The sequence below is a fragment of the Roseobacter sp. CCS2 genome (assembly GCF_000169435.1).
GTDB lineage: Bacteria > Pseudomonadota > Alphaproteobacteria > Rhodobacterales > Rhodobacteraceae > Yoonia.
Genome location: NZ_AAYB01000002.1, coordinates 669,274 through 695,943 on the forward strand (window position 1 = coordinate 669,274; position 26,670 = coordinate 695,943).

Genomic DNA, 26,670 nt, shown 5'->3' on the forward strand with positions numbered 1-26,670 from the left:
CTGTCCAGATCATCCGTTCATCGCTTCCCAGACACGCGCGGGCGAGACCGGCATGTCGATGTGTTCCACGTCATGTCCGCCGCGCTGCAACGCGTCGACCACGGCGTTGACCACAGTGGGGGGCGATCCGATGGCACCTGCCTCGCCACAGCCCTTCACCCCGATGGGGTTGTGTGTGCAGCGGGTGGCATGGCTGTGATCGACCACAAAGTTGGGCAGATCATCGGCACGCGGCATGGCGTAATCCATCAGTGACCCGGACAAAAGCTGCCCGTTCTCATCATAGATCCCGTGTTCCAGCAGCGCTTGCCCAATGCCTTGGGCCAATCCGCCTTGGACCTGACCGGTGACGATCATCGGGTTCACAACATTGCCAAAGTCATCCATCGCGATCATCGAACAGATGTCGACCTTGCCAGTGTCTGGATCGACCTCGACCTCGCAGGCATATGCGCCTGAAGGATAGGTAAAGTTCGCCGGATCGTAGAAGGCCGTTTCCTCAAGCCCCGGTTCGATATCCTCAAGCGGGAAATCATGCGGGATATAGGCTTTCAGCGCTACGTCCCCAAAGCTGACCTTCTTGTTGGTGCCTTTGACCGAGAAGTCACCGTCTTCAAAATCGACGTTTTCAGGTTTATCCTCCATCATATGCGCCGCAATCAGCGTGGCTTTCTTGATGATCTTTTCCGTCGCTCGGAACACGGCAGAGCCGCAGACGGCAAGGCTGCGTGATCCGTAAGTACCCATCCCGAAGGGGATTTTCGAGGTGTCACCATGCACGATTTCAATCGACATGGGATCAACGCCCAGCATGTCAGCCACCACTTGCGGAAAGGCGGTTTCATGCCCTTGCCCGTGGCTATGTGCACCCACCATGACCGAGATATTGCCGGTGGCGTTCACCCGCACCGTAGCTGCATCATAAAGGCCCACGCGAGAGCCGAGGACACCGACGAGGTTTGATGGCGCAATGCCGCAAGCCTCAATATAGCTGTTGATTCCAAGGCCACGCAGTTTGCCGTTCTTTGCGCTTTCTGCGCGCCGTGCCTCGAACCCGGCCAGATCAGCCGCGGCCTCCAGCCCGTCCATCAATGCATCATAGTTGCCGCTGTCGTATTCAAGACCTGCCGCAGACGCATAGGGGTACTGATCGGGCTTGATGAAGTTTTTGCGCCGTAAGGCAATGGGGTCCATCCCCAATTCGCGCGCGGCCTTGTCGATCACACGCTCAAGACTAAACGTCGCCTCTGGCCTGCCTGCGCCCCGATATGCGTCAACGGGGGCCGTGTTTGTGAACACGGCCTTCACGTTCACATAGACGTTAGGCACCGTGTAGTTCCCCGCCATTAGCGTGCCGTGCAGGAACGTCGGCGTCGCGGTTGAGAAGTTCGACAGGTACGCCCCAACATTGGCCATCGTTTCAGTTCGGAAGGCGATAAAGGTGCCGTCCCTTTCGCAAGCCAATTCGATCTTGGTGACGTGGTCGCGGCCGTGCGCGTCGCTGAGGAACGCCTCGGTCCGCGTAGAGGTCCATTTCACCGGGCGGTTCAGCTTTTTCGCGGCGGCCAGCACCAAAGCTTCCTCACCATAGTGATAGATTTTCGACCCAAAACCGCCACCTACATCGGGCGCATGGACCGTCAGCTTGTTTTCAGGAATGCCCATCACGAAAGCGCTGATCAAAAGCCGCGTCAGGTGCGGGTTTTGCGAGGTTGTGGTCAGCTTATAGTCGCCCGTGCCGGGGTCGTATTCGCCGATTGAACAACGTGGTTCCATCGCATTAGGGACCAAACGGTTGTTGACCAGTTCCAGCGTTGTGACATGCGGCGCATTCTTGATCGCCTCATCTGTAGCGGCGCGATTATCTTCGATCCAGCCCCAGTCGAAACACTGGTTGGTGCCGATTTCATCATGAACCAGCGTCGTGCTATTGGCCAAAGCGTCGACCATGTTGACGACGGCGTCCAACTCATCAATATCAGCGTCAATTGCCTCAACCGCGTCCATCGCCTGTTCCAACGTTTCCGCGATCACAGCGGCATAAGCGTCGCCCACATGGCGGACTTTGCCGTGGGCCAGTACGGGCCGCTTGGGTTCTTTCATCGGCTCGCCATCGCGGCTGTTGATCAGCCAGCCTGCGGGGTTTCCGCCAACCTCGGCAAAATCCTCGCCGGTGAAAACAGTCACGACGCCGGGCATGCCGGCGGCATCTTTTGTGTCGATGCTGTTGATCTTGCCATTGGCCACAGTTGAGCGCGCAAAGGCGCAATAGGTGGTCTTGGCGGGTGTATAATCGTCCGTGTATTTGCCACGTCCTGTCAGGAAACGCACGTCTTCACGGCGTTTGGTCGCGTGACCCATTCCTCCGTCTGCTGCCATATCCTTGTCCTCCCTATTCGGCTGCAATGGCGGGGGTTTGCCCGCTTGCTGCCATGATTGCGTTAACGATGCCCTGATAACCGGTGCAGCGGCAGATATTGCCTTCTAGATAATCGCGCACTTCGGCTTCAGTCGGTTTTGGGTTTTCTTTCAAAAGGGCTGCGGCACTCATGATCATGCCTGGTGTGCAGAACCCACATTGCAGCCCGTGATGATCCTGAAACGCCTGTTGGATAACGTTCAGCGATCCGTCGACATGGGCTTGACCTTCGATGGTGTCTACGTCCGCGCCATTGGCCTCAACCGCAAACATGGTGCAGGCTTTCACGGCTTTGCCGTTCACATGCACAACGCAAGCGCCGCATTGGCTGGTGTCACAACCGATATGGGTGCCGGTCAGGCCCAACTCTTCGCGCAGCGCAGCCGATAGAACCGTTCGGTTCTCCACGTTTGCCGAAACGGCTGTTCCGTTCACATTCATGGTTATTGTTGGCATATCTTCCTCCCTTAAGAATGCCGGATTGGGGTGTCAGCCTAGCATGCGCCCGATCCAGCCCTTTTTTGGTTTCTCTTCATCTTCTTCCACGTCATCGGCATCAGTTGGGTCCTCCAACCCGTCCTGAAACCGTTCAAAAAACTGATCAGCAAGTTTCTTGGTGAAACCGTCAATGATACGGCTGCCCAATTGGGCCAGTTTGCCACCAACCTTGGCCTCTACATCATAGGTAAGCAGGGTACCGCCCTCGGCTGTGTCGGCAAAGCTGACTTTGGCCGCCCCTTTGGCAAAACCGGCAGGACCGCCTTTGCCTTGGCCAGTCAGTGTCAGGCTTTGGCCTTCAACAATATCGGATACGTCGACCTGGCCTTTGAAGGTGGCTTTCACTGGACCCACCTTTTGTACTACGACCGCTTCGAAACCTTCATCGACCGTTCCGGCCAATTCTTTGCAGCCTGGAATGCAGGCCTTAAGAACCTCTGGATCAAGGATGGCGGCCCAGACGGCTGTGCGTGGCGCTGCGATGTCCCTGGCGTCGGCTAGGTTCATGGATATCCCCGTTTGATCGTTCAGGCAGTTCAGCAAGAATAGCGGCGTGTGTGAAGACAGTGGCGCGCAATCAGTTGTGTCGTCTGTCTCAAATCTGCGACAAGCGGCACCTAATCACTTATTCTCAGGCTTTTCATGCGTCGGTAAAGCGTTGCGCGTGAAACCCCAAGTTCGCGCGCCGCAAGGCTGACATTCTGTTCGGCCCTGACCAAAGCGCGCATAACCGCGGCTCTTTGTGCCCGCTCAAAGCCTTTTGATTTATTGTCGCGTCCGATCAAATCGCCAAGGGGGACAGGTTTCAGGTTCCCCTCTGACCGCAAGTCAAAAGCCCGCCGCGCCGCGCGGGTCGCACCTATAACGATGTCATCAGAATTCGTCGCCAACAGTGAAACCCCGTCGGAAGGGTCGTTGATCATCATCACGCGTGCGCTGCTGAATTTGTCCTGGAAATTGTCCGCCTCGATGCTGCGCGCCGCCTGCCGCACGAGCGCCGAGATCATACCATTCATCGTCTCGGTCTGGTCGACACGCGCTGACGACACATCAAGTGCCGCCACGATTTCACCCTCTGCACCGTATACCGGCGCGTCAATGCAGCTCATTGCGATGTTGCTGGCCATGAAGTGCTGATCGCGGTGTATCACGACCTCGCGCCGTTCTGTCAGGCAGGTGCCAATGCCGTTGGTGCCTTGGGCGGCCTCGCTCCAATCGGCCCCGGCACCAAGCCCCCAATTTTGAAAGATATGCGTGTCGGCATCTTCGAAACGGTGGTCAATGACGACACCTTGATTGTCGGTCAGCACAACGCCGCAGCCTGAACTGCCCACCAGTGAAAAAAGTTGATCAAGCTTGGGCTGCGCAATGGCCGCAACACGCCCCAGCGCTTGTCTGCGCTGGGCGATATCCGCATCTGGCAGGTATTCAGCCGCCCGTTGCCGCGCCGGATCAAGCCCGTGGTTGATCATCGAACGCCGCCACGACGCCGCCAGCCAAGACCGGGCCGCAGCAGCACTGGATTCAACCGTTTGTGCGACCTTGTCGATATGGGCACTGAAGGATGCGATCAAAGAAACTCCCTACCTGGATCGGTTCACCTTACATTGATTGTTCCATTGCGCAAATTTTCGACCTCTTTTCGCAAATGACCCTTGCTGGGTCTATCGGTGCTGACGTCAGAAATGTTGATGCTGCGTTAGTTTGAGGGAAGTCTTGACCTTACCTGAAAGGTCAAATACCACGCCACCACTTACGCGGGCGTTGTGTAATGGTAAGACCTCAGATTTCCAATCTGATGATAGGGGTTCGATTCCCCTCGCCCGCTCCACATATTTTTCCCAGCAAATTTCATCTGATGCATTTGGTCGCCTTGTGAAACGCTCGGTTCAGTTTTATGTCCCTGTCAACGTAATAAAGGACCGCGAATGGCCGAGACCCAAAAGCCCAAACCAGAGGACCGGCCTGTCGGTAAACGTGTCGGCGCACTTAAGGCGCTTTGGCCATTTATGAAGCCATACCGCCTGAACATGATCGGCGCGAGTTTTGCGCTGGTGTTTACCGCAATGGTGTCGTTGAGCCTGCCGATTGCAGCAGGGCAGGTGGTCGATACATTTGGTTTGGCCAGCGGTGAGATCAGCCAGCATTTTACTACGATGCTGGCGATTGCCGTGCTGCTCGCGTTTGGGACAGCGCTGCGATACTATCTGGTGACACGGCTGGGTGAACGCGTGGTGGCTGATATTCGCAAGGCCGTCTTCAACCGCATGATCAGCATGAGCCCGGCGTTCTACGAACGCATCATGACAGGCGAGGTGCTGAGCCGCATTACCACAGACACCACGCTGATCTTATCTGTCATCGGCAGTTCGGTCTCAATCGCATTGCGAAATATCCTGATCTTCATCGGTGGTGTCATTCTGATGCTTCTGACCTCTGTGAAGATGAGCATCATGGTGCTTTGGCCCATCCCTGTGGTTTTGTTTCCGATCCTGTTCTTGGGCCGCCGCGTGCGCAGCCTGTCCAAGGAAAATCAGGATCTGATCGCGGAAAGTAGTGGTGACGCGTCCGAGCAGTTGTTGTCGGCGCAAACCGTACAAGCCTTCACCCACGAAGAGCTGAGCCGCGCAAAGTTTGATGAGGTCACCGAGCAAAGCTATCATTCGGCCCGTCGCCGGATCATGACCCGAGCGGCGTTGACAGCGATCGTGATTTTCATGGTGTTCGCGGCGATTGTGCTGTTCTTGCAAATGGGGTCGCAAGATGTCGTCGCCGGTGAGATTACAGAAGGCGGCCTTGTACAGTTCATGATCTATACCATCATGGTCGGTGGCGCTGTTGCCGCCCTGTCCGAGGTTTGGGGCGAACTGCAACGTGCCGCTGGCGCGACCGAGCGGTTGGTCGAGTTGCTGACGGCCGAAGATACGGTTCAGGATCCCACCCAACCGGGGGTGTTGCCCAAGCCGGTGAAAGGTGCGCTGCACTTTGACAATGTGCAGTTTCACTACCCGTCACGGCCGCAGATTTCGGCGCTTGACGGCATTGATCTTGATATCGCGCCGGGGGAAACGGTGGCACTTGTCGGGCCATCGGGGGCAGGCAAAAGCACAATAATCCAGATGGTACAGCGCTTTTATGACCCGCAGGATGGCGCAGTGCGCATTGATGGCATAGACCTGCGTGATCTGGACCGATCCGATTTTCGCAAGCACATTGCGCTTGTCCCGCAAGACCCTGTCATCTTTGCCGACACAGCGCGCGAGAATATTCGCTTTGGCAGACCCACAGCGACGGACGCTGAAGTTGAAGAAGCCGCCAAAGCTGCTGCGGCTTATGATTTTCTCAAAGCGCTGCCTGACGGATTTGACAGCTATGTCGGCGAACGTGGTGTCATGCTGTCGGGGGGGCAAAAGCAACGGATTGCGATTGCCCGCGCGATTTTGCGCGACGCCCCGATCCTGCTGCTGGATGAGGCGACAAGTGCGCTGGATGCCGAAAGCGAATACGCCGTGCAGCGCGCGGTTGAGGAACTGGCGCGCACGCGAACCACATTGATTGTCGCGCATCGGTTGGCCACGGTCAAAAAAGCAGATCGGATCGTGGTGTTGGAAGACGGCAAAATCGTGGCCCAAGGCACCCATGATGCGCTGGTGGCGCAGGGTGGGCTTTATGCCCGGCTCGCGCGTTTGCAGTTCACCGAAGGCGTTGCCGCGGAATAGCCACGCTTTTTCGCAGCGTAAGGCTTGTGATTATGCTCATTTTTGCCCAACCTGTCAGGTCAGGGAGGCCGCGCAGCGCTGCGAGGTAACAACATAAGGGAGGAGACGACATGGCTTTTGCAAGTGTCGCAGACCGGGACGCCATCGAAAACGAAAAGCCGTGGGAGGCGCGCGATACGCCGACGACCACCTACGCGTTGCTAAGCCAGACCGCATCCAAATACGGGGGCCGCAAGGCTGCCAGTTTCAGCCTTCTTTCTGATCCCAATGCCAAATGCGAAACGCTGAACTGGGCTGAATTGCGGGACAAAACCGGGCAGGCGGCAAATATGTTCCGCAACCTTGGTATCGGTGAAAAGGATGTTGTCGCCTACCTGATGCCCAATGCGACCGAGACGATTTTGACATATCTGGGCGGGCAGGTGGCGGGCATTGTGAACCCGATCAACCCGCTTTTGGACGCCGAGCAAATCGCTTCGATCCTGCGCGAGACAAACGCGAAAGTGCTGGTCACGCTCAAAGCCTTTCCCAAAACTGATGTGGCCCAAAAAGCGGCAGAGGCTGTGCGCCTTGCCCCAAATGTGACCCATGTGCTTGAAGTGGATTTGCACCGTTACCTCACCGGTCTCAAGCGTTTGATCGTACCGCTTATCCGGCCTAAAAACCCGGTGTCCCACACGGCCAAAGTGCTGGATTTCAATGCCGAACTGAATAAGCAGCCTAAAACGCTCAGCTTTGAAGACAGCAAGGTTGACCGTGTTGCGGCCTATTTCCACACCGGCGGCACAACCGGCATGCCAAAGGTTGTCCAACACCGCTATTCCGGCATTGTTTATAACGCATGGCTTGGGGATCGGCTGCTGTTTACCGAAGAAGATGTGCAAATTTGCCCGCTGCCTTTGTTCCATGTATTCGCGACCATCGTATCGCTTGGCGCATCACTGGGATCAGGTGCGCAAATCGTCTTTCCCACGCCGCAGGGCTATCGCGGCGAAGGCGTGTTCGACAATTTTTGGAAGCTGGTGGAAAAGCACAAGGTCACTTTTATGATCACGGTGCCCACGGCCATGTCCGCGCTGATGCAACGCAAGGTGGACGCAGATATTTCAACCCTGCGGTTGGCTTTTTGCGGATCTGCGCCCCTGCCACTGGAACTTTATCGGCGGTTCGAACAGGCCGCAGGCGTGACCATTTGCGAAGGTTACGGTTTGACCGAAGCCACCTGTCTGGTGTCGATCAATCCACCAGCGGGGGAAAAACGTGTCGGCTCGATCGGTTTGCCGTTTCCTTATACGGACGTCAAAATCGTCAACCCAGCGGACGGTGAAATTATGGACACCGACGAAATCGGCGAAATCTGTGTATCGAACCCAGGTGTCTTTGACGGTCAGACATATACCGAAGCCGATAAAAACAAGGACCTATTCTACCCCGGTAAACAATCAGACCATCAATACCTGCGGACTGGCGATTTGGGACGTGTGGATGCTGATGGTTATCTTTGGATCACAGGGCGCGCGAAAGACCTGATTATTCGTGGTGGTCATAACATCGACCCTGCCGAAATCGAAGAAGCCTTGGCCGGGCATGATGCCGTGGCCTTTGCGGGCGCCATTGGTCAGCCTGATCAGCACGCTGGCGAAGTGCCGTGCGTCTATGTCGAATTGGTAGATGGGGCCGAAGTGACGCAGGATGATCTGATGGCTTATGCCAAAGAGCGTATTCACGAACGTGCGGCACACCCCAAGCATCTGGAAGTGTTGGATGAACTGCCAAAAACGGCCGTTGGCAAAATCTTTAAACCTGATCTGCGCAAGCGGGCGATTACACGAATTTATAACGCTGCTCTGACTGAAACCGCTGCTGAAGTACGCGAAGTGAGCGAAGACAAGAAACGCGGGTTGGTGGCACGTATTGGTAAAACCGGTGATGCGTCGGATGCTGACATTGGCAAGGCGTTGAACGCCTATACTATTCCATGGGAATTAGCGGACTAGTTGAATGACCAAGCACAGCAATAAGGGACAGTTGCGATGACAAAACTTGCATTCTTGGGTTTGGGGGTCATGGGATATCCGATGGCGGGCCACCTTCAGGCGGCGGGCCATGATGTGACGGTGTACAACCGGACCACCGCAAAAGCGGAAAAATGGGTCACACAGCACGGCGGTGCGATGGGTCAAACACCGGGCGCTGCGGCGCAGGGCGCAGATATGGTGATGGCCTGCGTCGGCAACGACAATGATCTGCGTTCGGTCTGTCTGGGCGAAGATGGCGCTTTCGCGGGTATGGCTGCCGGATCAATCTTTGTAGATCACACAACGGTTTCTGCGGCGGTCACGCGTGAATTGCACGATCTGGCTGCTGAAAAAGGGATCGCCTTTGTTGATGCCCCTGTTTCGGGCGGGCAGGCGGGTGCGGAAAATGGTGCCTTGTCGGTCATGTGTGGCGGTGCAAACGACAGCTATGCGGCCGCAGAAGCTGTCATCGCTGCCTATGCAAAGCTGTGCCGCCGGATTGGCGACAGCGGGGCGGGGCAGATGACCAAGATGTGCAATCAGATTGCGATCGCAGGTTTGGTGCAAGGCCTGTCAGAGGCGCTGCATTTTGCACAAAAGGCCGGTCTTGATGGTGAAGCCGTGGTCGAAGTGATCAGTCAAGGGGCGGCGGGAAGCTGGCAAATGTCCAACCGCTATCAAACCATGCTGGCAGACGAATGGGAGCATGGCTTTGCTGTAGATTGGATGCGCAAGGACCTTGGTATTTGTCTGGATACGGCAGATGAAAACGGGGCTAGCTTACCAGTGACAGCCTTGGTTGATCAGTTTTACAAGGATGTCCAAAAACTGGGCGGGGGCCGTTGGGATACATCGTCACTGCTCAAGCGCTTGCAAGCAATCGGCTGATCGCGACCCTCATCTGCTAAAACAATGTGATATCTGGCTGCGGCGCAGTTTTCTTGTCCGGGACAACAACTGGTGCTTCACCAGCAATCTGGAGCTGACGTGCAGCGCCAGTTGTTGGCGTAAACTGAACCCGGCGGGTCAAATTTTTTCAATGTGAAGTTGCGTACATCCAAAGAGAATGCACTCGTAGCGCCTTTGATGGAATGAACGGCACGGAATACTGCATGACAGTTTCACTGTCAGCGCGGCTTTCGCGCAAATCGTCAGGACCATCGGATAAGGCGACCAAAAGATCGGCGCACTTTTTAAACAATGCATCAAGAATGGCTGAGTCCGTCATCAATCGGGTTCCCGCCAAACGGCAGATCACAGAGGATATAGCGTCGTCATCGAACGGTTTTGCAATCCATCCGGTTGCTCATTTTTTGGTCACTCTCATTGTCAGAGGAAACGCTTCTATGGGTGTCGCTACCGATATGAACCGCGCCACTTAATTTCGGGTAAATCGCCAAAGGTTTTTTAAAGACAATCCAACGCCAGAATTCTCTTGGGCCGATGGGGGCCGAAATCCGCGTAATACTCTCGACAATCGGTCGAGACCTTCGTTAGGTTGACGGCACAATTAAGGACCAGTTGCCCAACGGGTGGAAAGTACCAGATGAAAAGAACCGCCCAAGGGATTGCTTGCACCGCTTTGCTTACGACCAGTTTGGCGTCTGGTCTTATGGCCGAAGGGATCGGTGGGTTGTCCCAAGCGATCGACACACCGCGAGCGATAAGTGGTGTGGCAGATGATCTGACAATTATCTTTGATTACCGCGAAGATTATCGCGCCTTGTCTTTTGCCATCCAGCCCAGCGATCGCTTTGAAATCGGGATCAGTTTTCCAACATATGATGAGGGCACCGGCAGTTCGAGCGGCAACGAATTAAGCTTTGGACTGCGGTTTTTGGACGAAAGTGCTTATTTTCCGTCTTTGACGGTTGGTGTGGTTGGTCTGGGAAACGATGATCGTGGTACCGGCGAATACCTTTTGGCCAGCAAATCCCTTGGTCCGGCGCAGATTTCCGGTGGTCTGGGCTGGGGGCGGTATGCCGACCAAACCGTGGTTGACAGAGGCGAGGATGACGGCGTCTTTCGCACCGATCATTTGTTTGAAGGCGATACAGAACCATTTGCGAATTTCGTTTGGGATACGGGCGTTAACAGCCTGATCGCTGCGGCGGAATACAGCGGTGTTGCCGGTCCAGAAGCCGACGATACCTTTGCCGCCAGCCTGTCTTATGAATTGATCGAAGGGCTGCGCGTGACCGGATTGGTCAACAACCAAGGCAGTACTGGTTTGCGGCTTGAATTTGCTGCAAACCCACGACTGCCCTTCGTGCAAACTGACATCGGGCGGGGGCCGCACCCTTATGTGGAAAATAGGCCTGCGCGTGCAGGTCAGCCTCAACCAACCGAAGCGCAGGTTTTTGCAGTCCTGACCGAACGTCTGGAAAAAGAAAACATTCAGATCAGCCGCTTTTCCATGCGGGGCAACACGATTGATGTGACCGCATCATCAAACACAGATGCGGTCTTTGCCCGGATCGTGGGCCGTGTGGCGCGGGTTTTGTCGGCGGTTGCACCGGCAAACATCACGACATTTCGCGTGACACAGAACACCGGTGCCTTTGACAGCAATGTTGTGGTTCTGGATCGTGCCGGGCTGGACCGGGCGGTTGGCAAACCTAACGCAGCTGAACTGGCGTGGGATGCGACATCTTTTGCGCCCAGCCCGCTCAATCGGCCTGCGGCACTGGGCGAGAGCGCATTTGAACCGCGGTTCACCTACGGGTTTTCACCGACATTCAAAGCCGATTTTATCACGTCGGACACGTTAGAGCTGACAGGTACGCTGAACGCCAATGCGCGTTATACGTTTTCGCCGCAAACCTTCGTGGCTGGCACAATAGGATATCGGTTCCTTAATCAATGGGACCAACAAGATCCACCAGCCGAACCGGGCATCCGGTCGGACTTTACGTCTTATGAACCTGACATTGCTTTCTTGCAGTCCTTGAACGTGCGACACCGCTTTCAGGTTGCGCCAGAAGTTTTCGGCCGGGTATCTGCCGGCTACTTTGAACGGGCCTATGGCGGCATCAGCGGAGAAATGATCTGGCGGGACCCCGCACAGAACTTTGCTTTGGGGCTTGAAGCAACATACGTGCACAAACGCGCCTATGAAGGATGGTTCGGGTTCGAGGATGCGGATGCAACCACGCTGATCGGGAGCGTTTACGCCAATATTGGGCAGAACGGGAATTTTGTTATTGTCGATGCCGGTCAACATCTTGCCGAAGATTTCGCAGTTGGGCTGACAGTGGGCCGGAATTACCGCAACGGCTGGCGGATCGCGGCGTCCACAGGATGGAGCGAGGAACGCGATAGTGCGCTCAAGTTCGGGGCCGAAATATCAATACCACTGTCGTGGACATCAGCAGATGGCGGCACCGGCACAACCAACCTGTCGGTCGGCGGCCAGTCGGGTGACTTTGGCTCTCGTGTCAGCGGGACCGGGCTGCTTTATAATGAGCTGCGGGCGTCAGACAAACGACGTATTGAGGATGGCTTTGGGGAGTTCTGGAATTGATCAAGGGTATTCTCTCTGCCGGTGCGATCATGGCCCTTTCGGGGTGTCTGGGTCAGCTTACGCAAATTCGCGACGCGATCCTGAACCCCGATCCTGAGGTCGAAATGACGATCCCACGGGTCAATCGGGCCGCGATTGAGCAAGCTGACCTTGCCGCTGTGTTGATGCTAAGCCCAACCATCGGTGTGGGCACCGTCGGTATTGCGATCCAGATGCGTGAAGACCGGATCAATTATAGCTCAAACGATAATCGTGGTGTCACGCTTGAAGGCGGGCTGATCTATGCCACCCTTGGCCTTGGCACGAACCTGCAAGCGGTAACGACGCAAAGCAATGATCCGCTGGTGACGGAGGCACGGGCAGGAACTTGGCCTGACCAGGTTACGCGAACCTATCATCTGTCACAGCGGGGCACGCAATTTGCGCAAACGACGATGACGTGCCGCAATCAAGTGGGTCGAGATCTGGTCATTGATGTTGTCAGTGCCAACCGCAGCGTTGTTGAGGTGATTGAAATGTGTACAACAGACACTGGCGACACCGTGAATAACATCCATTATCTGGATGCGGGCACGGGGCGTATCTGGCGGACAAGTCAATGGACAGGACCGGTGCAAGGAAACATTCAGGTCGATGTGATCGATCAGTTTGACCCCTAAAGCCTTGTCAGGTTTGATAGGTGGCGGGCGGCTGATTTGTTGCACCGTGCTATTGCGGCCGCGACGCGATCCATTCTCGCGTAACAGGGCACAAACGCGTATTCAAAACGGGATTAAACCGCGGCGATCCAGACCCCGAAAATTTCGAAATTTGTTCTGCGTAATGTCATGTTTCGCGTCGCGTCCATTGCTTGACCGTTTGCGCGACTTCGCGGGCAATTGCTGCCGCTGATGTTGTCGCGCAGTTCACGCGGATCGTGGACAGGGCGCCCCACAAAACACCAACAAGGAACTCTGCGCGCTGCGCAATAACCTCATCTGACCCTTCGATTTCGCCAGCGTCGCGGGCATTTGCAAGCGCTGAACGGAACGACCGCACCAGCATTTCGCGGTATCCCATGACGCGTTCCCGGATCGGGTCCGACATCCGACGCACATCAAGAACCGTGTTCACCATCAGACAACCCGCATGCGCAGGGGATCCTTCGGGGGCCTCTGCTGACATCATCTGAAAAAGGCCAACAACCTCTTTCAGGGATCCTTTTGCGACTGTTTCATCATATATCTCAACGGCTTGGCGATGATATCGGTCAAGCGCTGCAATGAACAAGCCTTCCTTGTCGCCAAACGCATTGTAGATACTGATCCGTGAGATACCGGTCGTTTTTTCCAGCTCTCCAATGGCGGTTGCATCATAGCCGTGCTGCCAAAATGTGCGCATCGCGCGGTCAATCACCTCTGCTTCGTCAAAAGATCTGGGGCGGGCCATGTGCTATCTCACAATAATTTCATAACAAGCGTTATATTACTCTTGCCTTAGAAAATTTCCAGTGCTAATCATTTTATAACACTCGTTATATAATGGTTGAAAATGGTACGAAGATAAAAGCGTAAGATGCCAAACGTCACCCTGATACGGCAACAGTTTCAGAAGGCGATCAATGATACGCTGGAAGACCTCAAACACTACGCCGAAACGGATAAGCTGCATCCCGACAAAGCTGCCGCCTGGTTTGGCCCCCAATAAACTCTCCTCATATCAACACTGAAAAGGAAACAACTATGTCTATGGAACTTTGGTCACTTTTTGCCGTCGGTGGCATGCTGTTTGTGACAATCGCAATACAAGCCACTTACATGGATCTGACGTCTGGCGTTGGATACGCGCTGTCCAGCCGTGATGATCCGCCCCCGAAAGAGGGGGTCATTGGCGAACGTTTGGCCCGCGCTGTCCGCAATCAAACCGAAGGGGCGGCTGTCTGGATGCCACTTGTTCTTGTCGCGTTGCAAACCGACACGTCAAACAGTTTCACCTATTGGGCGTCAGTCGCGATGATCGTTGGCCGTATCCTTTATGTGCCGTTCTATATGCTGGGGTTAAACCCTTTACGCAGCATGGCTTGGCTTGGGTTCTTTTTTGGAACCCCTGTGTTCATCTATGGTTTGCTGTTCGCCTGATAATTCAGGGATGCCGATGCATGGCACGGCATCCCGAATATTCACGCCCCCTAGATCGCTGCAAGAACAGCTTGCGCGCAGGACTGTGTGGTCGCCGTGCCACCCAAATCAGCGGTGCGGGTTGCATCATCAAGCAGCGACGCCTGCATCGCGGTTTCAATAGTGTCGGAGGCGGCATCTTCACCAATGTGGCGCAACATGGTCGCAGCAGTCCATATGGCCGCCACCGGATTGGCGACGCCTTTGCCTGCAATATCAGGGGCAGAGCCATGAACCGGTTCAAACATCGAGGGGAATTCGCCTTCTGGGTTGATATTGGCTGAAGGTGCGATGCCAATTGACCCGGCAATCGCAGGGCCAAGGTCCGACAGGATATCACCAAAAAGGTTAGACGCGACCACAACGTCAAACCAATCGGGGTTGCGCACGAAATGCGCAGTCAGGATGTCAATGTGGAACTGTGCAGTGCTGACATCCGGATAGGCTTTGGACATTTCGGCAAATCGTTCGTCCCAGAACGGCATCGAATGCTTGATCCCGTTTGATTTGGTGGCAGACGTGACGTGTTTACGGGCGCGCGTCTGCGCCAGTTCAAAGGCGTATCGCATGATACGATCTGTCCCCTTGCGCGTGAAAACAGCCTCCTGCACCGCGAATTCGTCTTCGGTGCCTGCATACATCCGGCCGCCTAGTTCGGAATATTCGCCTTCGACATTTTCGCGCACCACCACGAAATTAATATCCGCCGAGGTACGACCTGCCAGCGGCGACGTGATACCCTCAAGCAGACGCACATGGCGCACATTCGCGTATTGGTTCATTTCACGACGGATCGGCAGCAAAAGCCCCCAAAGCGAAACGTGGTCGGGCACACTGGGCCAACCAACGGCCCCAAGATAGATCGCATCATATGCTTTAAGCTGTGCAATACCGTCATCGGGCATCATCTGCCCGGTTTCCAGATAGCGCGCGCAGGACCAATCAAAAGTGCCCCATTCAATCGCGAAACCGTGCTTTGCTGCGGCAGCATCTGCCACCGCTTGCCCGTGCGGGATGACTTCGGTGCCGATACCATCACCGGGAATACTGGCGATGCGATAAATTGTGCTCATAAGATGGTCCGTTTCTGTTGGTGAGGCAAATCAACCGCGTGACCACAGCCACGGGCGGCGGTCGGCTTGATCGGCCTCAAAGGTAGCGATGAGATCCGTTTGATCCAGCGTCTGCTGGACATGATCGGCGCCCGACAGCAATAGTTGTTTGCGTGCATCGGGAATGTCGAACGAAATGCGTTTGCTTGCGGTGTGAATGATCTGCGCGTTCAGATCAATGACCATCATACAAGTGTCGCCAGACATGGCGCAATGCATCAGGTGGTCGATGTCGGGCTGCGGTAAGGTCAGCGCCAGCAGGCCGTTTTTTTCACAATTTCCGAAAAAGATGCCAGCGATTGAGGGCGCAATAATAGCGCGGATACCCAGCTGCTGAAGCCCCCAGACCGCATATTCACGGCTAGAACCGCAACCGAAATTATCGCCGCAGATCAGAAATTTGGCAGCGTTATAGGGCAGTTTGTTGAGGATGAAATCCGGACGCGGTTTTCCGGTTTCATCAAAGCGCAGGTCGTGGAAAGCACCAATGGCAAGCCCTTCACGATCAATGCGTTTAAGAAACTGTTTGGGCATGATGACGTCGGTGTCGATATTGGCCATCGGCAGCGGGGCGGCCACGCCGCTTACAGTTTGAAAAGGGGTCATGGGGCAGGGTCCATCATCGTGCGTACATCGGTCAGAGTGCCGGTGACCGCGGCCGCGGCGACCATTTCTGGGCTCATCAAATGGGTGCGGGCGCCGCGGCCCTGACGCCCTTCGAAATTGCGGTTGGTCGAAGATGCGCAGCGTTCACCTTCGGGGATGACATCATCATTCATGGCCAAACACATTGAGCATCCGGCCCCGCGCCATTCAAACCCTGCGTCTTTAAAGATGCGGTCCAGCCCCTCGTCTTCGGCCATGGCACGGACCTGTTTTGATCCGGGCACCACCAATGCGGTGACCCCGCCCGCGACGCGGCGACCCCGCAGGATGGTGGCGGCGCGGCGCAGGTCTTCGATGCGGGCGTTGGTACAAGACCCGATAAAGGCGCGGTCAATGGTGATGTCGGTCAGCTGCTGGCCTGCATGCAACCCCATATAATCCAGCGCGCGCGCATCAGCCTGTTCAGGCACGCAGCCGGTGATCGGGACGCTTTGATCCGGGCTTGTGCCCCATGTGACCAAGGGTGCAATCGTGCTTGCATCAATGGTCACGGTCTTTGCAAAGCGGGCGTCCGGGTCTGACTGAAGCGTTTGCCAATCAACGCACGCGGCCTCCCAATCTGCCCCTTTCGGCGCATGGGGACGGCCCTGAAGATAGTTGAAAACTGTGGCGTCGGGCGCGATTAAGGCGGCGCGCGCCCCCGCTTCGACCGCCATGTTGCACAGGGTCATGCGGGCCTCAACGCTAAGGGCTGCGACAGTGCTGCCGGTGAATTCAACCGCATAGCCAGACGCACCGGCGGCCCCGACATCTTTGACAAAGGCCATGACGATATCCTTGGCCGACACGCCCAAAGGCAACGCGCCATCAATGCGCACCTGCATAGGGGCAAGGACCCGGTAAACCAGCGTCTGGGTAGCAAGCACGTGTTCAATCTCAGAGGTGCCGATGCCGTAGGCCAGTGCGCCAAATGCGCCGTAGGTGGTGGTGTGACTGTCGCCGCAGGCGATGACCATACCGGGCCATGCAAAACCGTTTTCGGGCACGACAACATGTTCGATGCCTTGGCGCGGATCAAAGAGGTCGAACAGTTCGATACCGTGGCGCGCGCAGTTCTGGCCAAGTGTCTCAATCTGCAGCCGGCCGCCGCTATCTGCGATTTGCGACAGGTCGGTGATCGGACGGGTCGGGTTCACATGATCAATCACAGCCAGATGCGCACCCGCGCGGCGCACGGGCCGAGCGGCGCTATGCAGCCCTGCAAAAGCTTGCGGGCTGGTGTATTCATTCATGATGTGAAAATCGACGTAAAGCAGGACATGATCGGCATCAATACGGGTGACGCAGTGCTGATCTATCAGCTTTTCATAAAGTGTTTTGGGCATGGTCATACTAGGGCAAACGGACATTAAGCAGATACCCGAATAGAAACGCTACTGAGACAACAAGCGTGGCCAATCCGGCAAAATGAAGCGCACGGGTGCGCAGGGGCAGGGGGTCTTGTTGGGCGATCAACATGCAAGCCCCCGCGCCGATCAGGGACGTCGGCACAAAACCCAAAATCGGCAGCAGCACTGCCCAACTGGCCAGCGCCGCCAGCATCAACAACGGACGCAATATCGCGCCATCGTTCTGCGGCACATCCGGTATCCAAATGGCGGCACGCAAGGCCAGCAGGATTGCACCCAGAACCATGCCCGCGCCAGCCAATTGCGGAAAGATCGCGCCAAAGACCGACATCTCGCGGGCCTCCCACAGTGCGTAAGCTCCGACAATCAGCAGGCCCAATGCTGCGGCGATATCGCGGTGCATAAATCGTGTCATTCCGGGGCCCCCTTCAGGCGCATGCGGGTTTTACGGTCGGACCAAAGCGGCCAAAGCAGGGTCAGCAACGTAAACGCGATGATCGCAAGCGAGATTGGACGCCCAAAGAATTCGCCCCAAATATTGCCGCCCGCATTGCCGATCAGGTAACCCTGCACAAAGCCTTGTTCGGCGATTGGGCCAAGGATCAGACCCAATACAATGGGTGAGGCCTCAAACCCGAATTTCAGCAAAATCCAGGCGAAAGCGCCCAAAGCGACCATCATCACCACATGGGTCGGGTTCTGTTCGACCGCAAAAGCACCGATCATGATCAGTACGCCAATTGACGGGGCCAGCACCGCCTTGGGGATCGACGATATCGCGCGAAAAGCAGTGCGTCCGATCAGCAGACCCACAGGGATCATCAGCACTGTTGCAAACAGCAGGCCAAAGATGAAGGTATAGACCGTGCTGGCCTGTTCGACGAACAATTGCGGGCCAACGCGGATACCCTGCACCATCAACGCACCCAGAATAATCGCATCAGGCGGCGTACCTGGAATGCCAAGAACCAGTGTTGGAACAAACCCGCCACCAACTGTGGCAGAGTTGGCGGATTCCGACGCGATCACCCCATCAACAGCCCCTTTACCGAACTGGTCTTTGTGCTTGGACGTGCGGCGCGCTTCGGAATAGGCCACAAGGCCTGCAACGGCACCGCCAGCGGCGGGCAGAATGCCAACAACTGTCCCGACAACTGAACTGCGCACCAGATTGAACTTCGAACGCCACATCAACGTCAAAGCCTCGCCAACGCGGGTGCCACGGCCGGTCGCGGCGCGTTCAATATGGGGGTCTTGCGTGGCGACCATGTTCAGCAGGACCGGCACGCAATAAAGCCCGATAAGCGCGGGAATAATATGGATGCCGCCCAGCAACACCGGATTGCCGAACGTATAGCGCACATCACCGCCCACAACAGCAGATCCGATGGTGGACAGGCCAAGGCCCAGAAAGCCACCGATCAAGCCCTTGAGTGTCGCCCCCTTGGACAGCACCGCAATCAGCGACAGGCCAAAAATAGCAAGCCAGAAATATTCGACCGGGCCAAATTTCAGCGCAATCGTTGCAAGCGGCGGGGCCACGATCAAAAGCGCCAAAGCACCAACCAGCCCCCCAAAGGCAGACGCAAAGCATGAAATTGTGACGGCAAGGTCGCCGTCCCCACGTTTGGCCATGGGAAAACCGTCAAGCGCTGTGGCAATGGCCGCCGGGGTGCCGGGGGTATTCACTAGGATCGCGGCATAGGCGCCGCCATAGATCGCACCTGTATAAACCGCGCCTAGCGCAATCAGGCCTGACGCCGGGTCCATGGTGAATGTGAACGGCACCAACACCGCAACGGCCATGGTCGCCGATAGACCGGGTAAGGCACCAATGATTGTTCCAAGCACCACCCCGATCAGAGCGAGCATCAGATTAAATGGTGTTGCCGCCGAGAGAAGGGCTTCGAGCATTGGAACCTTTGGGGGAAAGTGACCTTGCGCCGCGTCAAAGCGCCGCGCAAGGTCGAACGGGATAGCGTTAAGCTGACTTCAGACGATCAATGGCAGGACCATAGGCGGTCTTGCGTTCTTCAATGAAGGCCGGGATGTCACCCAATGGCACATCAATCACCTCATACCCAGCGGCTGTCATCTGCGCTTGGAATTCAGGGTTCGCATTGATCTGCTGCAAGATGTCGGACAGGTTTTGCTGTATCTCGGTCGGTGTGCCTGCAGGCACGGCTACACCGCGATACGCGCCGCCTACATGATCGAAACCCAGCTCTTTGAATGTGGGTGCATCAGGCAGGGCAGCCACACGCTCTTCGGTCGCCACGGCCAGCGTGCGGACCTGTTCACCGGCCTTTACACCCTGTGTCGTATAGCTCATTGCGGCGGCAATCTGGCCACCCAGAACGGCAGTCATCGCAGGCGCAGAGCCTTTGAACGGAATATAGGTCGTAATCGTGTCGGTCATATCCGCAAAGATTTCAGAGGCGAGGTGGTTGGCGGTATTTGTGCCAGACCCGCCGAAAGTAACGCTGCCGGGATTGGCTTTGGCATCGTCAATCAGGTCTTGCAGTGTTTGGTAGGGGCTATCGACATTCACAACCACCGCATCGGGTGTGTAGTGAAAGAAAAAGACGTTGTTGATGTCGGCTGTCTGATAACCCACGTCTTTCATCGCCGGTTGCAGGACAGTGTGCGGAACAATTGTGTTCATGATCGTATGGCCGTCGGGTTCAAACCCGTTAAGCTGGGCCCAGGCTGTCGCGCCACCGGCACCCGGCTTGGATTGGATCACGACGCTTTGACCGGTGATCTGTTCAAAAAAAGGTTGCTGAAAGCGGGCTGTCACATCGCTTTCGCCACCCGGATTGAACGGAATAATGTAATTGATGGCGCGGCTTGGAAAGCTTTGCGCGCGCACGATGCCCGGCATTGAAGCCGCAGCGCCTGTGGCGATCAAAGTTTGGCCAAATTGGCGTCTATTTAGTGTTTTCATGTTAGGTCCTCCCTTGTCTTTGACAAGTTTTATGGGCGAACTGGGCAAAGAATTTAGCGCGAAAGATTTATATATATTTTACTATCAATTGCGGGTCGCAGCTGACGTATGCTGCGCCGAAACTGATAAATGGGCAGGATCCAAATGCTTCTTGATGCCACCGCCGCTCTTTCGGCGGCCCCACATGCCAAAGATTTTTTCACAGGCTTCGTCGAAGACACCATCGAGGTTGAAGAGGGTGCGATCTTTTGCCGTCACGCCGGGGATGGGCCACCGCTTTTGTTGCTACACGGCTATCCGCAAACGTCGGCCATGTGGCATCGCGTGGCCCCTGTTCTGGCGCAAAAATTTACGGTGGTATGTGCCGATTTGCGGGGCTATGGGCGATCGCATAAACCTGTTACGGATGCAGATCATACGCCCTATTCCAAACGGGCCACAGCGCAAGACATGGTTCAGCTGATGCAAGCGCTCGGGCATAACCGATTTTGCATCGGGGCGCATGACCGGGGCGCGCGGGTGGCGCACCGACTGGCGGCGGATCACCGTGACCGGGTTGTGGCATTGGCGACACTTGATATTGCACCAACACAAGAAATGTACCGCGATGGCGACAGCCAGTTCGCGCAGACATATTGGCATTGGTACTGGCTGACACAGGCGCACCCCTTTCCCGAGTTCCTGATCGAGGCTGAAAGCGATGCTTATTGGCTTAAGAAATGTGGGTCAGGATCAGCTGGGCTGACGCCGTTTTCACATCAGGCGCTTGCAGAATATCTGACTTATTTTCGTAACCCTGCCGTAATTCATGGCTCGTGCGAGGATTACCGCGCAGCGATTACCGTTGATGCCCGCCATGATGCCGCCGAAACAGGGCCATTGGACATTCCCGTCTTGGCGCTTTGGGGCCGTCACGGTGCAATCGAGCGGCACTTTGATTGCCTTGCCTTGTGGCGCGAACGGGCCAAAGATGTGCGAGGCTGGGCGTTGGATGGCGGTCACTATCTGGCAGAAGAACGGCCCGAAGAGGTGATCGCTGCATTCCGCGACTTTTTCCATAACGCCTTAAATGATGCAGGGCGCGCGGCAGTTATGGCTGTGTGACGCTGGGCAGAAATGAAAGAAAGTCATGCACTGTTTGCAACTGTTCGCCAGTGCGCCAAACCGCATGCACCTCAACGGCTGGGCCACCATCATCAAGCGGTAAGAACACAACATCCTCACGCCGAAAGTTGCTGACCCATTTCGGCACAAGCGAAATCCCCAAGCCAGAGGCCACCATGGCGATGATCATGTGCCGTTCCGTAGCTTCCTGAAGGATGTTCGGCGTGACATCTCTATTGCGCAAATAGTCCATAATAACATCGAAAAGGATTGGGCGACTGGCCCGGCTGGACATCACCAGCTGTTCTTCACGGATATCTGCGGTGGAAATGCTGTGTTGCCGGGCTTTGGGATGCTGGGCGGGCAGCGCGACCATGACGGGTTCGGACATCAGGTGCCGCGATGACAAGTGATCCACATGGGGCGGTTTACGCACAAAGGCAATGTCGAGCGCTTGGCTTTCAAGCATGTTGAACGCTGGCCCCGACAGCATTTCAAACACCTTGAGCGCGACCTCCGGCCGGGCCAGCCGGAACGACCGGATCACACTTGGCAACAGACCGGCCGTCGCAGAATCGACCCCCCCCAGTTTAAGTGTATCCGCGCCCGTTTCGCCCATGGCACGGGTAATCCGCACGGCGGCTTCGGCTTGCGCAATGGTGGCAAGCGCCTCGGGCAAAAAGGCCTCGCCTGCGGCCGTCAGGCGCACGCGGCGGGTGGTGCGATGAAACAGCGTTACCCCAAGGTCATATTCAAGCGCTTTGATATGATTGGACAAGGCCGGCTGGGCCAAATGCAGTTTTTCGGCGGCCCTGCCAAAATGCAATTCCTCGGCCAAAACTGTGAAAATCTGAAACTGTCTAAGGGTCATACGACGTCTTTATCACGCACTGAAGCGAGGGGCGAGAGTGATGGCATACGCTGAGAAATGCGCCAGTAAAAACAGAATATCGAACACCAATAGACCACTGATCTCCATGAAAAGGCATCGGCGGATCATTCCTGCCGCTTTTGAACAAATTGCACGCCCACGTCTTTCTATACTGAGCAAATGTCGAGCTTCAGTATGGAAACGTATCTCTGGCCCAGTCTGGACCGCGCCTACGATCGCTATTTTTTTCAGGATTCCCGACAACGCTAAAGCAATTCAGCTCATCTGGGACTGTCGACTTTGCGACAATAAATTTTTCTAGTCCAACCTCTTGCAAGTAGCTTGGTAGATCGTTTGCGATCGCTTCCATATAAGGCCTGACAAAGCGAGGTCTGCCAAGAAAAGCTTTGGAAGCTCCACACATGAACAGGCTGAGCTGATACGGGTTGTTTGCGATATAGCGAAACACAGCGTCAGAAATCTGCGGGTACAACGCGTTAAAGAAATCATCCACACAGATTATACCATCTTCAGAAAGAAGCGTTTCGGCAAGGCGCAAATCCATCATAAGCTCGGTTCCAGCGTGACCCGCATCAATATGGATGAAGCGAAAACTCCGATCTTTATTAGGAAAATCTTCTGCAGGCTTGATCAGCGCAGTACTTTTTTCGAGAAAGATAATCTTCCCGGCATTTGCTTTATCAATGACCTCGCGCACATCCGTTGGGAGATGATAATCGCCAAAGACCGACATCTCACCTTGTCTTGCGTGCAGCGAGATCAGTGTCGCGGCTAAACCTTGGTAGACACCTAGTTCCATCAGGTTTCCGTGAATATTTAACATTTTTTGACGTTCAAGAAGGAAGGTCATCGTGGCTGCGGCTGGTGGCGCCAACCACCCGTCCAAGTGACCAAAACATGCCTGATGCTGATGAAAGAGCCCTTCTTTGTCTGGGGCTTTACTGCGAAACGGCTTAAATCGCATTGGGTATAAATCCTTTCAATCAGTGATATTTATACAAGCAAAAAACACATCAGGCGTTTATCAGTCTGTGAAATATCCGGCGTTTCAAAAAGTGTGCACCCGGTGTCCAGGGACCTGTAATTTCAGACGTAATATTCGCATCGGATATCATCTTGAGATCGATAAGCCACTGCAGGTCAAGCGTATCACGCAATAGGGTGTGTTGCATCAGGAATGGTAAGTCCAGAACTGGATAGTCATGATGGAAGATGCGGCGCGTTTGTCTTGTCTCCCAATGGTGCACCGTTCGACAAGTCCGCGTTGGCTGACGCAAACCCGCGTCGCTCCAGATTTGAATGCTTTTGTGGTTAGGTCCCCAAAAAACGACAGGCTTGTGAGTATCGTATATGTCTGTCCCTTCAGGTGGGGCCCATTCATTGCGCCAAAGATTGACGACGACATGAGAAAAAGCTTCCGAGGCGATCATCAGTTCAGGGCAGTCGCAATCTTTGAATAACCCGTCTTCTTGATCTTGCCAGGTAAGATTACCAACAAAAGCCCATGGAACGTTAACCTTAGTCAGGTAATCGGTGATCCATCTTATGCTGCGCAGGTTATCTGTTGCTCTGATCCAAAGTTGCTTTGAAACATTCGCAATCGTGGGGCGAAACATTGCTAATTCTTGCGCCTTGGGAAACCTGCGGCCTATAGCGGCGACAAACCGGTGATGATGATACTGGATGTCTTCAATCGGTGTTTCGGCAAACCACGCTGTGGCATATTGTAGGGCGCGCGTATCGTTATTTGCCAAGGCTGCCGCGCAGAGCCGCCAATCAGTTTCGGATTGCCAACGCAGACCGCGGATCACTTCTGAGCCTTTCGCAGGGCGCGTTTGCGGCGGATGGCATCTTTGACAACATCTAGATAATCTTCTGCGATATGATCTTTCTTTTTGGCGGTCATGCTGTTGTTGTGAAGTCGCCGCCTTGCCAATGGTAGCTCGATAAGCTTTGTCACCAATCCCTGTTCGGCAGCACGTGTGAACCAATCAATCATTTCACCGGCTCGCGTCCCATAGTCGGTCACCTTTCCAACCTTATCGAAAGCGGACTTTCGCGCGCACAGGCTTGTCCGACAGAAGCCAGAGACCTCGTCGTCAACAGCCAATTGGCAATCGCCATGCTGAAACGACTCCACAGTGCTAAAAACAAGATCTATTGAAGGCTCTAAACAAAGCAGGCAAATCTGGCGTTCCATTTTGTCGGGCTGCCACAGATCATCAGCATCGAGGAACGCCAGTATATCATGTCTTGCGGCAGCGATTCCGGTGTTCGTCGCGACACCCGGTCCGCTTTGTGGTTGGGCGATAAGTTCAACGTCGGGAAAGAGCTTGCTAAGAACATCTTGGGTATTGTCGGTTGAACCGTCGTCCACAACAATGATTTGTGAAGATGGATGAGTTTGATCTTTGATTGATGCGATTGCCTCTGGCAAGAACTCGGCTGCATTATGGCTGGGGATGATGACCGAATAGTCCGGCAGCCCCTTACGCATCTGGGCTTGCGCCCTGCTTTGGTACAACAGTTCGCCGATATTTTCGTTCTCAAAGATACCTTCAATACTGTGAAGTGTGGGATCTTTGCGCCGCCGCCGCGAGCTTTCCAATGCCGCGCGCATCACCCCTCTGTTCAGCGCAGCGGTGTCGCGGCACAAGCTACCGGCGCGTTGGCGGTAGATGAGTGATGCGTCGTCAAGAAAATGTACCTTTGGTTTGCGCTCAAATAATTTCATGAGGTAATCGGCGTCTTCGCCGTGCGTGAAGGTGGTATTAAATGGCACGTGATCGCGGATTGTCTGCGCCCTGAAGGTTGCGACATTCACACTAACGCCGCGAATGGTAGGGGTCCGGGGTGTGAATTCCGGCATCATGTCCGCCGCCTCAGACGTCAAAAGTGCTTGCTTTCCATAGATGAATTCCAAACCCGGGTCCGCCTGCAACAATGCCAAGTCACGACTAAGCCGGTTGGGTGGCATTGCATCATCTGAATCGAGAAAGGCCACAAACTTGCTAGCCGTGCTAAACTCTTGCAAGAGACGGTTTCGCGCAGCGGAAACACCTTGGTTTTCAGTCTGAATCAGCCGAATAAACTGTCTGTCTTGGCTCATTTCCCGAACAATGTCAGGCGTTGCATCTGTTGACCCGTCATCAACAACGATCAGCTCCATCGGCATCTCGACAGCTTGATCCAAGATCGATTGAATGGCGCACCGAATGAATGTTTCTGCATTAAATGCGGGCATCAAGATGCTAATCATTTGAACTCGTCCTTTAGAAACGCAAACAGAATCTGGGCATTTGCTGTGACATCCGGGCCCATCTCAAACTGATAGACTGGAAGATCACGCACCATCTGACTGGCAAATTGCAGGATCTGCCTTGGAGAGCCCGGCAGTTGGTAAATAGTACTTTCGGCCAGTTTTCGCGCCGTGTCACGTGCGTTTGTGGGCTCCAACCGGGCAGTTTTGCCAATGAAAGGCGAGATCACACAGTTGACTGAAAGCGGCGCGTCGTATGTTACCCCAAGCGGAAAAACAACTTTGCCCTGCCAATTCAAGGGACGCTGTCTGGCGAGGGGGTCTTCCCGCCATAAATACTTCAATCCAGCCGGGGATTGCTTGGCCATGCGCGAAAAAGGATAGGCTTGATAACAGTCTGACCCTGCAATTTTTTCGGCAATGATGTAGTCATCACCGACCGATCGCATGCCTGTGCGAATGCCCGCCAACGTCAACAGTGATTTCCCGCTGCCCGAAGGCCCGCAAAGAATTGCACCGGTTCCATCAATCTCGAGTGTCCCCGAATGGAGCATCACATTGCCATGTGCCTGATTAAGCCAACCTGCAATCACACTGATGGGGGATGAACGCTCCCAAATGGGTATATGTTCGACTGACGGCAGAATGCGGATGGCGGTCCGCGAAGATGGGTCAAAGAACTCAAACTGCTCTGTCTCTGTGTTGAGATAGCCATAAAGGCCGCAGTCCTGAAACAGCTGTTCGATCTGTTGAAACCACCGCCCGTCCAACGCGTCAACAACCTGTGCCATGAACGCACCGTCATAGCGCAAATAGACGTTCGCTGTTTCTGCGTTTGGTTTGGCAACTGGAAAATGTTCAGCAACGGCCGGGGCAAGCGTAGGCTCTGCTTCGTATAAGTTAAACGTTGCCGTTCCGACGCAATAGCACCCTAGGCTTGGGCCGGACTCTGCTTGCGTTGATTGGATAATCTCACGGCACAGCTCACGAAAAAACTTCATCTGGGTG

The 26,670-nt window shown here is 55.1% G+C and carries 25 protein-coding genes and 1 tRNA gene; 10 read left to right on the forward strand and 16 right to left on the reverse strand.

Features of this window, described 5'->3' with window-relative positions; genetic code table 11:
• Window positions 1-9: 9 nt before the first annotated feature.
• The 4 genes from RCCS2_RS10045 to RCCS2_RS10060 form a co-directional block, all read right to left on the reverse strand.
• Complete coding sequence (locus RCCS2_RS10045) at window positions 10-2,379, reverse strand: xanthine dehydrogenase family protein molybdopterin-binding subunit (RefSeq protein ID WP_037293846.1); 2,370 nt, start codon at window positions 2,377-2,379, stop codon at window positions 10-12.
• A gap of 13 nt (window positions 2,380-2,392) precedes the next feature.
• A complete protein-coding gene (locus RCCS2_RS10050; protein ID WP_037293847.1) occupies window positions 2,393-2,875 on the reverse strand; it encodes a (2Fe-2S)-binding protein in 483 nt (160 codons plus the stop codon).
• Between the two features lie 33 nt (window positions 2,876-2,908).
• A complete protein-coding gene (locus tag RCCS2_RS10055) occupies window positions 2,909-3,424 on the reverse strand; it encodes a CoxG family protein (RefSeq protein ID WP_008233874.1) in 516 nt (171 codons plus the stop codon).
• A 110-nt stretch (window positions 3,425-3,534) separates the two neighbouring features.
• A complete protein-coding gene (locus RCCS2_RS10060; RefSeq protein WP_008233875.1) occupies window positions 3,535-4,491 on the reverse strand; it encodes a GAF domain-containing protein in 957 nt (318 codons plus the stop codon).
• Between the two features lie 183 nt (window positions 4,492-4,674).
• On the opposite strand from RCCS2_RS10060, the gene RCCS2_RS10065 reads away from it, so the two are divergent.
• From RCCS2_RS10065 to RCCS2_RS10090, 7 genes are all read left to right on the forward strand, one after another.
• Window positions 4,675-4,748, forward strand: a tRNA-Gly gene (locus RCCS2_RS10065).
• A 97-nt stretch (window positions 4,749-4,845) separates the two neighbouring features.
• Complete coding sequence (locus RCCS2_RS10070) at window positions 4,846-6,636, forward strand: ABC transporter transmembrane domain-containing protein (protein ID WP_008233876.1); 1,791 nt, start codon at window positions 4,846-4,848, stop codon at window positions 6,634-6,636.
• A gap of 110 nt (window positions 6,637-6,746) precedes the next feature.
• Window positions 6,747-8,633, forward strand: a complete 1,887-nt coding sequence (locus tag RCCS2_RS10075; RefSeq protein WP_008233878.1) for an acyl-CoA synthetase — start codon at window positions 6,747-6,749, stop codon at window positions 8,631-8,633.
• 36 nt (window positions 8,634-8,669) lie between these two features.
• Entirely contained in the window at window positions 8,670-9,542 is an 873-nt protein-coding gene (locus tag RCCS2_RS10080; RefSeq protein WP_008233879.1) for an NAD(P)-dependent oxidoreductase, read from the forward strand.
• A 224-nt stretch (window positions 9,543-9,766) separates the two neighbouring features.
• Window positions 9,767-10,036, forward strand: coding sequence for a hypothetical protein (locus RCCS2_RS18555; protein WP_198007031.1), 270 nt, complete (start codon window positions 9,767-9,769; stop codon window positions 10,034-10,036).
• 164 nt (window positions 10,037-10,200) lie between these two features.
• The gene (locus tag RCCS2_RS10085) at window positions 10,201-12,177 is read left to right on the forward strand and encodes a YjbH domain-containing protein (protein WP_008233880.1); all 1,977 of its coding nucleotides are present in this window, start codon (window positions 10,201-10,203) and stop codon (window positions 12,175-12,177) included.
• Window positions 12,174-12,836, forward strand: coding sequence for a YjbF family lipoprotein (locus tag RCCS2_RS10090; protein ID WP_008233881.1), 663 nt, complete (start codon window positions 12,174-12,176; stop codon window positions 12,834-12,836). Before RCCS2_RS10085 ends, RCCS2_RS10090 begins: the two co-directional genes overlap by 4 nt.
• 166 nt (window positions 12,837-13,002) lie before the next feature.
• On the opposite strand, the gene RCCS2_RS10095 is transcribed toward RCCS2_RS10090, so the two are convergent.
• Entirely contained in the window at window positions 13,003-13,605 is a 603-nt protein-coding gene (locus RCCS2_RS10095; protein WP_008233882.1) for a TetR/AcrR family transcriptional regulator, read from the reverse strand.
• A gap of 126 nt (window positions 13,606-13,731) precedes the next feature.
• Between RCCS2_RS10095 and RCCS2_RS18770 the strand changes: the two genes are divergently transcribed.
• Complete coding sequence (locus RCCS2_RS18770) at window positions 13,732-13,863, forward strand: hypothetical protein (RefSeq protein WP_008233883.1); 132 nt, start codon at window positions 13,732-13,734, stop codon at window positions 13,861-13,863.
• 35 nt (window positions 13,864-13,898) lie between these two features.
• Window positions 13,899-14,294 carry an MAPEG family protein gene (locus RCCS2_RS10100; protein WP_008233885.1) on the forward strand — a complete coding sequence of 132 codons (396 nt, stop codon included), beginning with the start codon at window positions 13,899-13,901 and terminating at the stop codon, window positions 14,292-14,294.
• Window positions 14,295-14,344: 50 nt separating this feature from the next.
• Here RCCS2_RS10100 and RCCS2_RS10105 read toward each other — a convergent pair whose 3' ends face one another.
• From RCCS2_RS10105 to RCCS2_RS10130, 6 genes are all read right to left on the reverse strand, one after another.
• Entirely contained in the window at window positions 14,345-15,406 is a 1,062-nt protein-coding gene (locus RCCS2_RS10105; RefSeq protein ID WP_008233887.1) for a tartrate dehydrogenase, read from the reverse strand.
• A 30-nt stretch (window positions 15,407-15,436) separates the two neighbouring features.
• Window positions 15,437-16,051, reverse strand: coding sequence for a 3-isopropylmalate dehydratase small subunit (gene leuD / locus RCCS2_RS10110; protein WP_008233888.1), 615 nt, complete (start codon window positions 16,049-16,051; stop codon window positions 15,437-15,439).
• Window positions 16,048-17,442: a 3-isopropylmalate dehydratase large subunit gene (leuC, locus tag RCCS2_RS10115; RefSeq protein ID WP_008233889.1), complete on the reverse strand. Its 1,395-nt coding sequence runs from the start codon at window positions 17,440-17,442 to the stop codon at window positions 16,048-16,050. Before leuC ends, leuD begins: the two co-directional genes overlap by 4 nt.
• 1 nt (window position 17,443) lies before the next feature.
• Window positions 17,444-17,875, reverse strand: coding sequence for a tripartite tricarboxylate transporter TctB family protein (locus tag RCCS2_RS10120; protein WP_008233890.1), 432 nt, complete (start codon window positions 17,873-17,875; stop codon window positions 17,444-17,446).
• The gene (locus RCCS2_RS10125; protein ID WP_008233893.1) at window positions 17,872-19,374 is read right to left on the reverse strand and encodes a tripartite tricarboxylate transporter permease; all 1,503 of its coding nucleotides are present in this window, start codon (window positions 19,372-19,374) and stop codon (window positions 17,872-17,874) included. The genes RCCS2_RS10120 and RCCS2_RS10125 overlap by 4 nt, the downstream gene beginning before the upstream one ends.
• Window positions 19,375-19,441: 67 nt before the next feature.
• On the reverse strand, window positions 19,442-20,407 hold the full coding sequence (locus RCCS2_RS10130) for a tripartite tricarboxylate transporter substrate binding protein (protein WP_008233894.1): 966 nt from the start codon (window positions 20,405-20,407) through the stop codon (window positions 19,442-19,444).
• Between the two features lie 144 nt (window positions 20,408-20,551).
• On the opposite strand from RCCS2_RS10130, the gene RCCS2_RS10135 reads away from it, so the two are divergent.
• Window positions 20,552-21,511 (forward strand): alpha/beta fold hydrolase, encoded by a 960-nt coding sequence (locus tag RCCS2_RS10135; protein WP_156788495.1) that lies wholly within the window; start codon window positions 20,552-20,554, stop codon window positions 21,509-21,511.
• Here RCCS2_RS10135 and RCCS2_RS10140 read toward each other — a convergent pair.
• The 5 genes from RCCS2_RS10140 to RCCS2_RS10160 form a co-directional block, all read right to left on the reverse strand.
• Entirely contained in the window at window positions 21,498-22,382 is an 885-nt protein-coding gene (locus RCCS2_RS10140) for a LysR substrate-binding domain-containing protein (protein WP_008233896.1), read from the reverse strand. The two genes, RCCS2_RS10135 and RCCS2_RS10140, sit on opposite strands and share 14 nt — an antisense overlap.
• Window positions 22,383-22,572: 190 nt before the next feature.
• Window positions 22,573-23,367, reverse strand: a complete 795-nt coding sequence (locus tag RCCS2_RS10145; RefSeq protein ID WP_008233897.1) for a class I SAM-dependent methyltransferase — start codon at window positions 23,365-23,367, stop codon at window positions 22,573-22,575.
• Window positions 23,368-23,416: 49 nt separating this feature from the next.
• On the reverse strand, window positions 23,417-24,214 hold the full coding sequence (locus RCCS2_RS10150; RefSeq protein ID WP_008233898.1) for a hypothetical protein: 798 nt from the start codon (window positions 24,212-24,214) through the stop codon (window positions 23,417-23,419).
• Window positions 24,211-25,662, reverse strand: a complete 1,452-nt coding sequence (locus tag RCCS2_RS17920; RefSeq protein WP_008233899.1) for a glycosyltransferase family 2 protein — start codon at window positions 25,660-25,662, stop codon at window positions 24,211-24,213. Before RCCS2_RS17920 ends, RCCS2_RS10150 begins: the two co-directional genes overlap by 4 nt.
• Complete coding sequence (locus RCCS2_RS10160) at window positions 25,659-26,663, reverse strand: hypothetical protein (RefSeq protein WP_008233900.1); 1,005 nt, start codon at window positions 26,661-26,663, stop codon at window positions 25,659-25,661. Before RCCS2_RS10160 ends, RCCS2_RS17920 begins: the two co-directional genes overlap by 4 nt.
• Window positions 26,664-26,670: the final 7 nt, after the last annotated feature.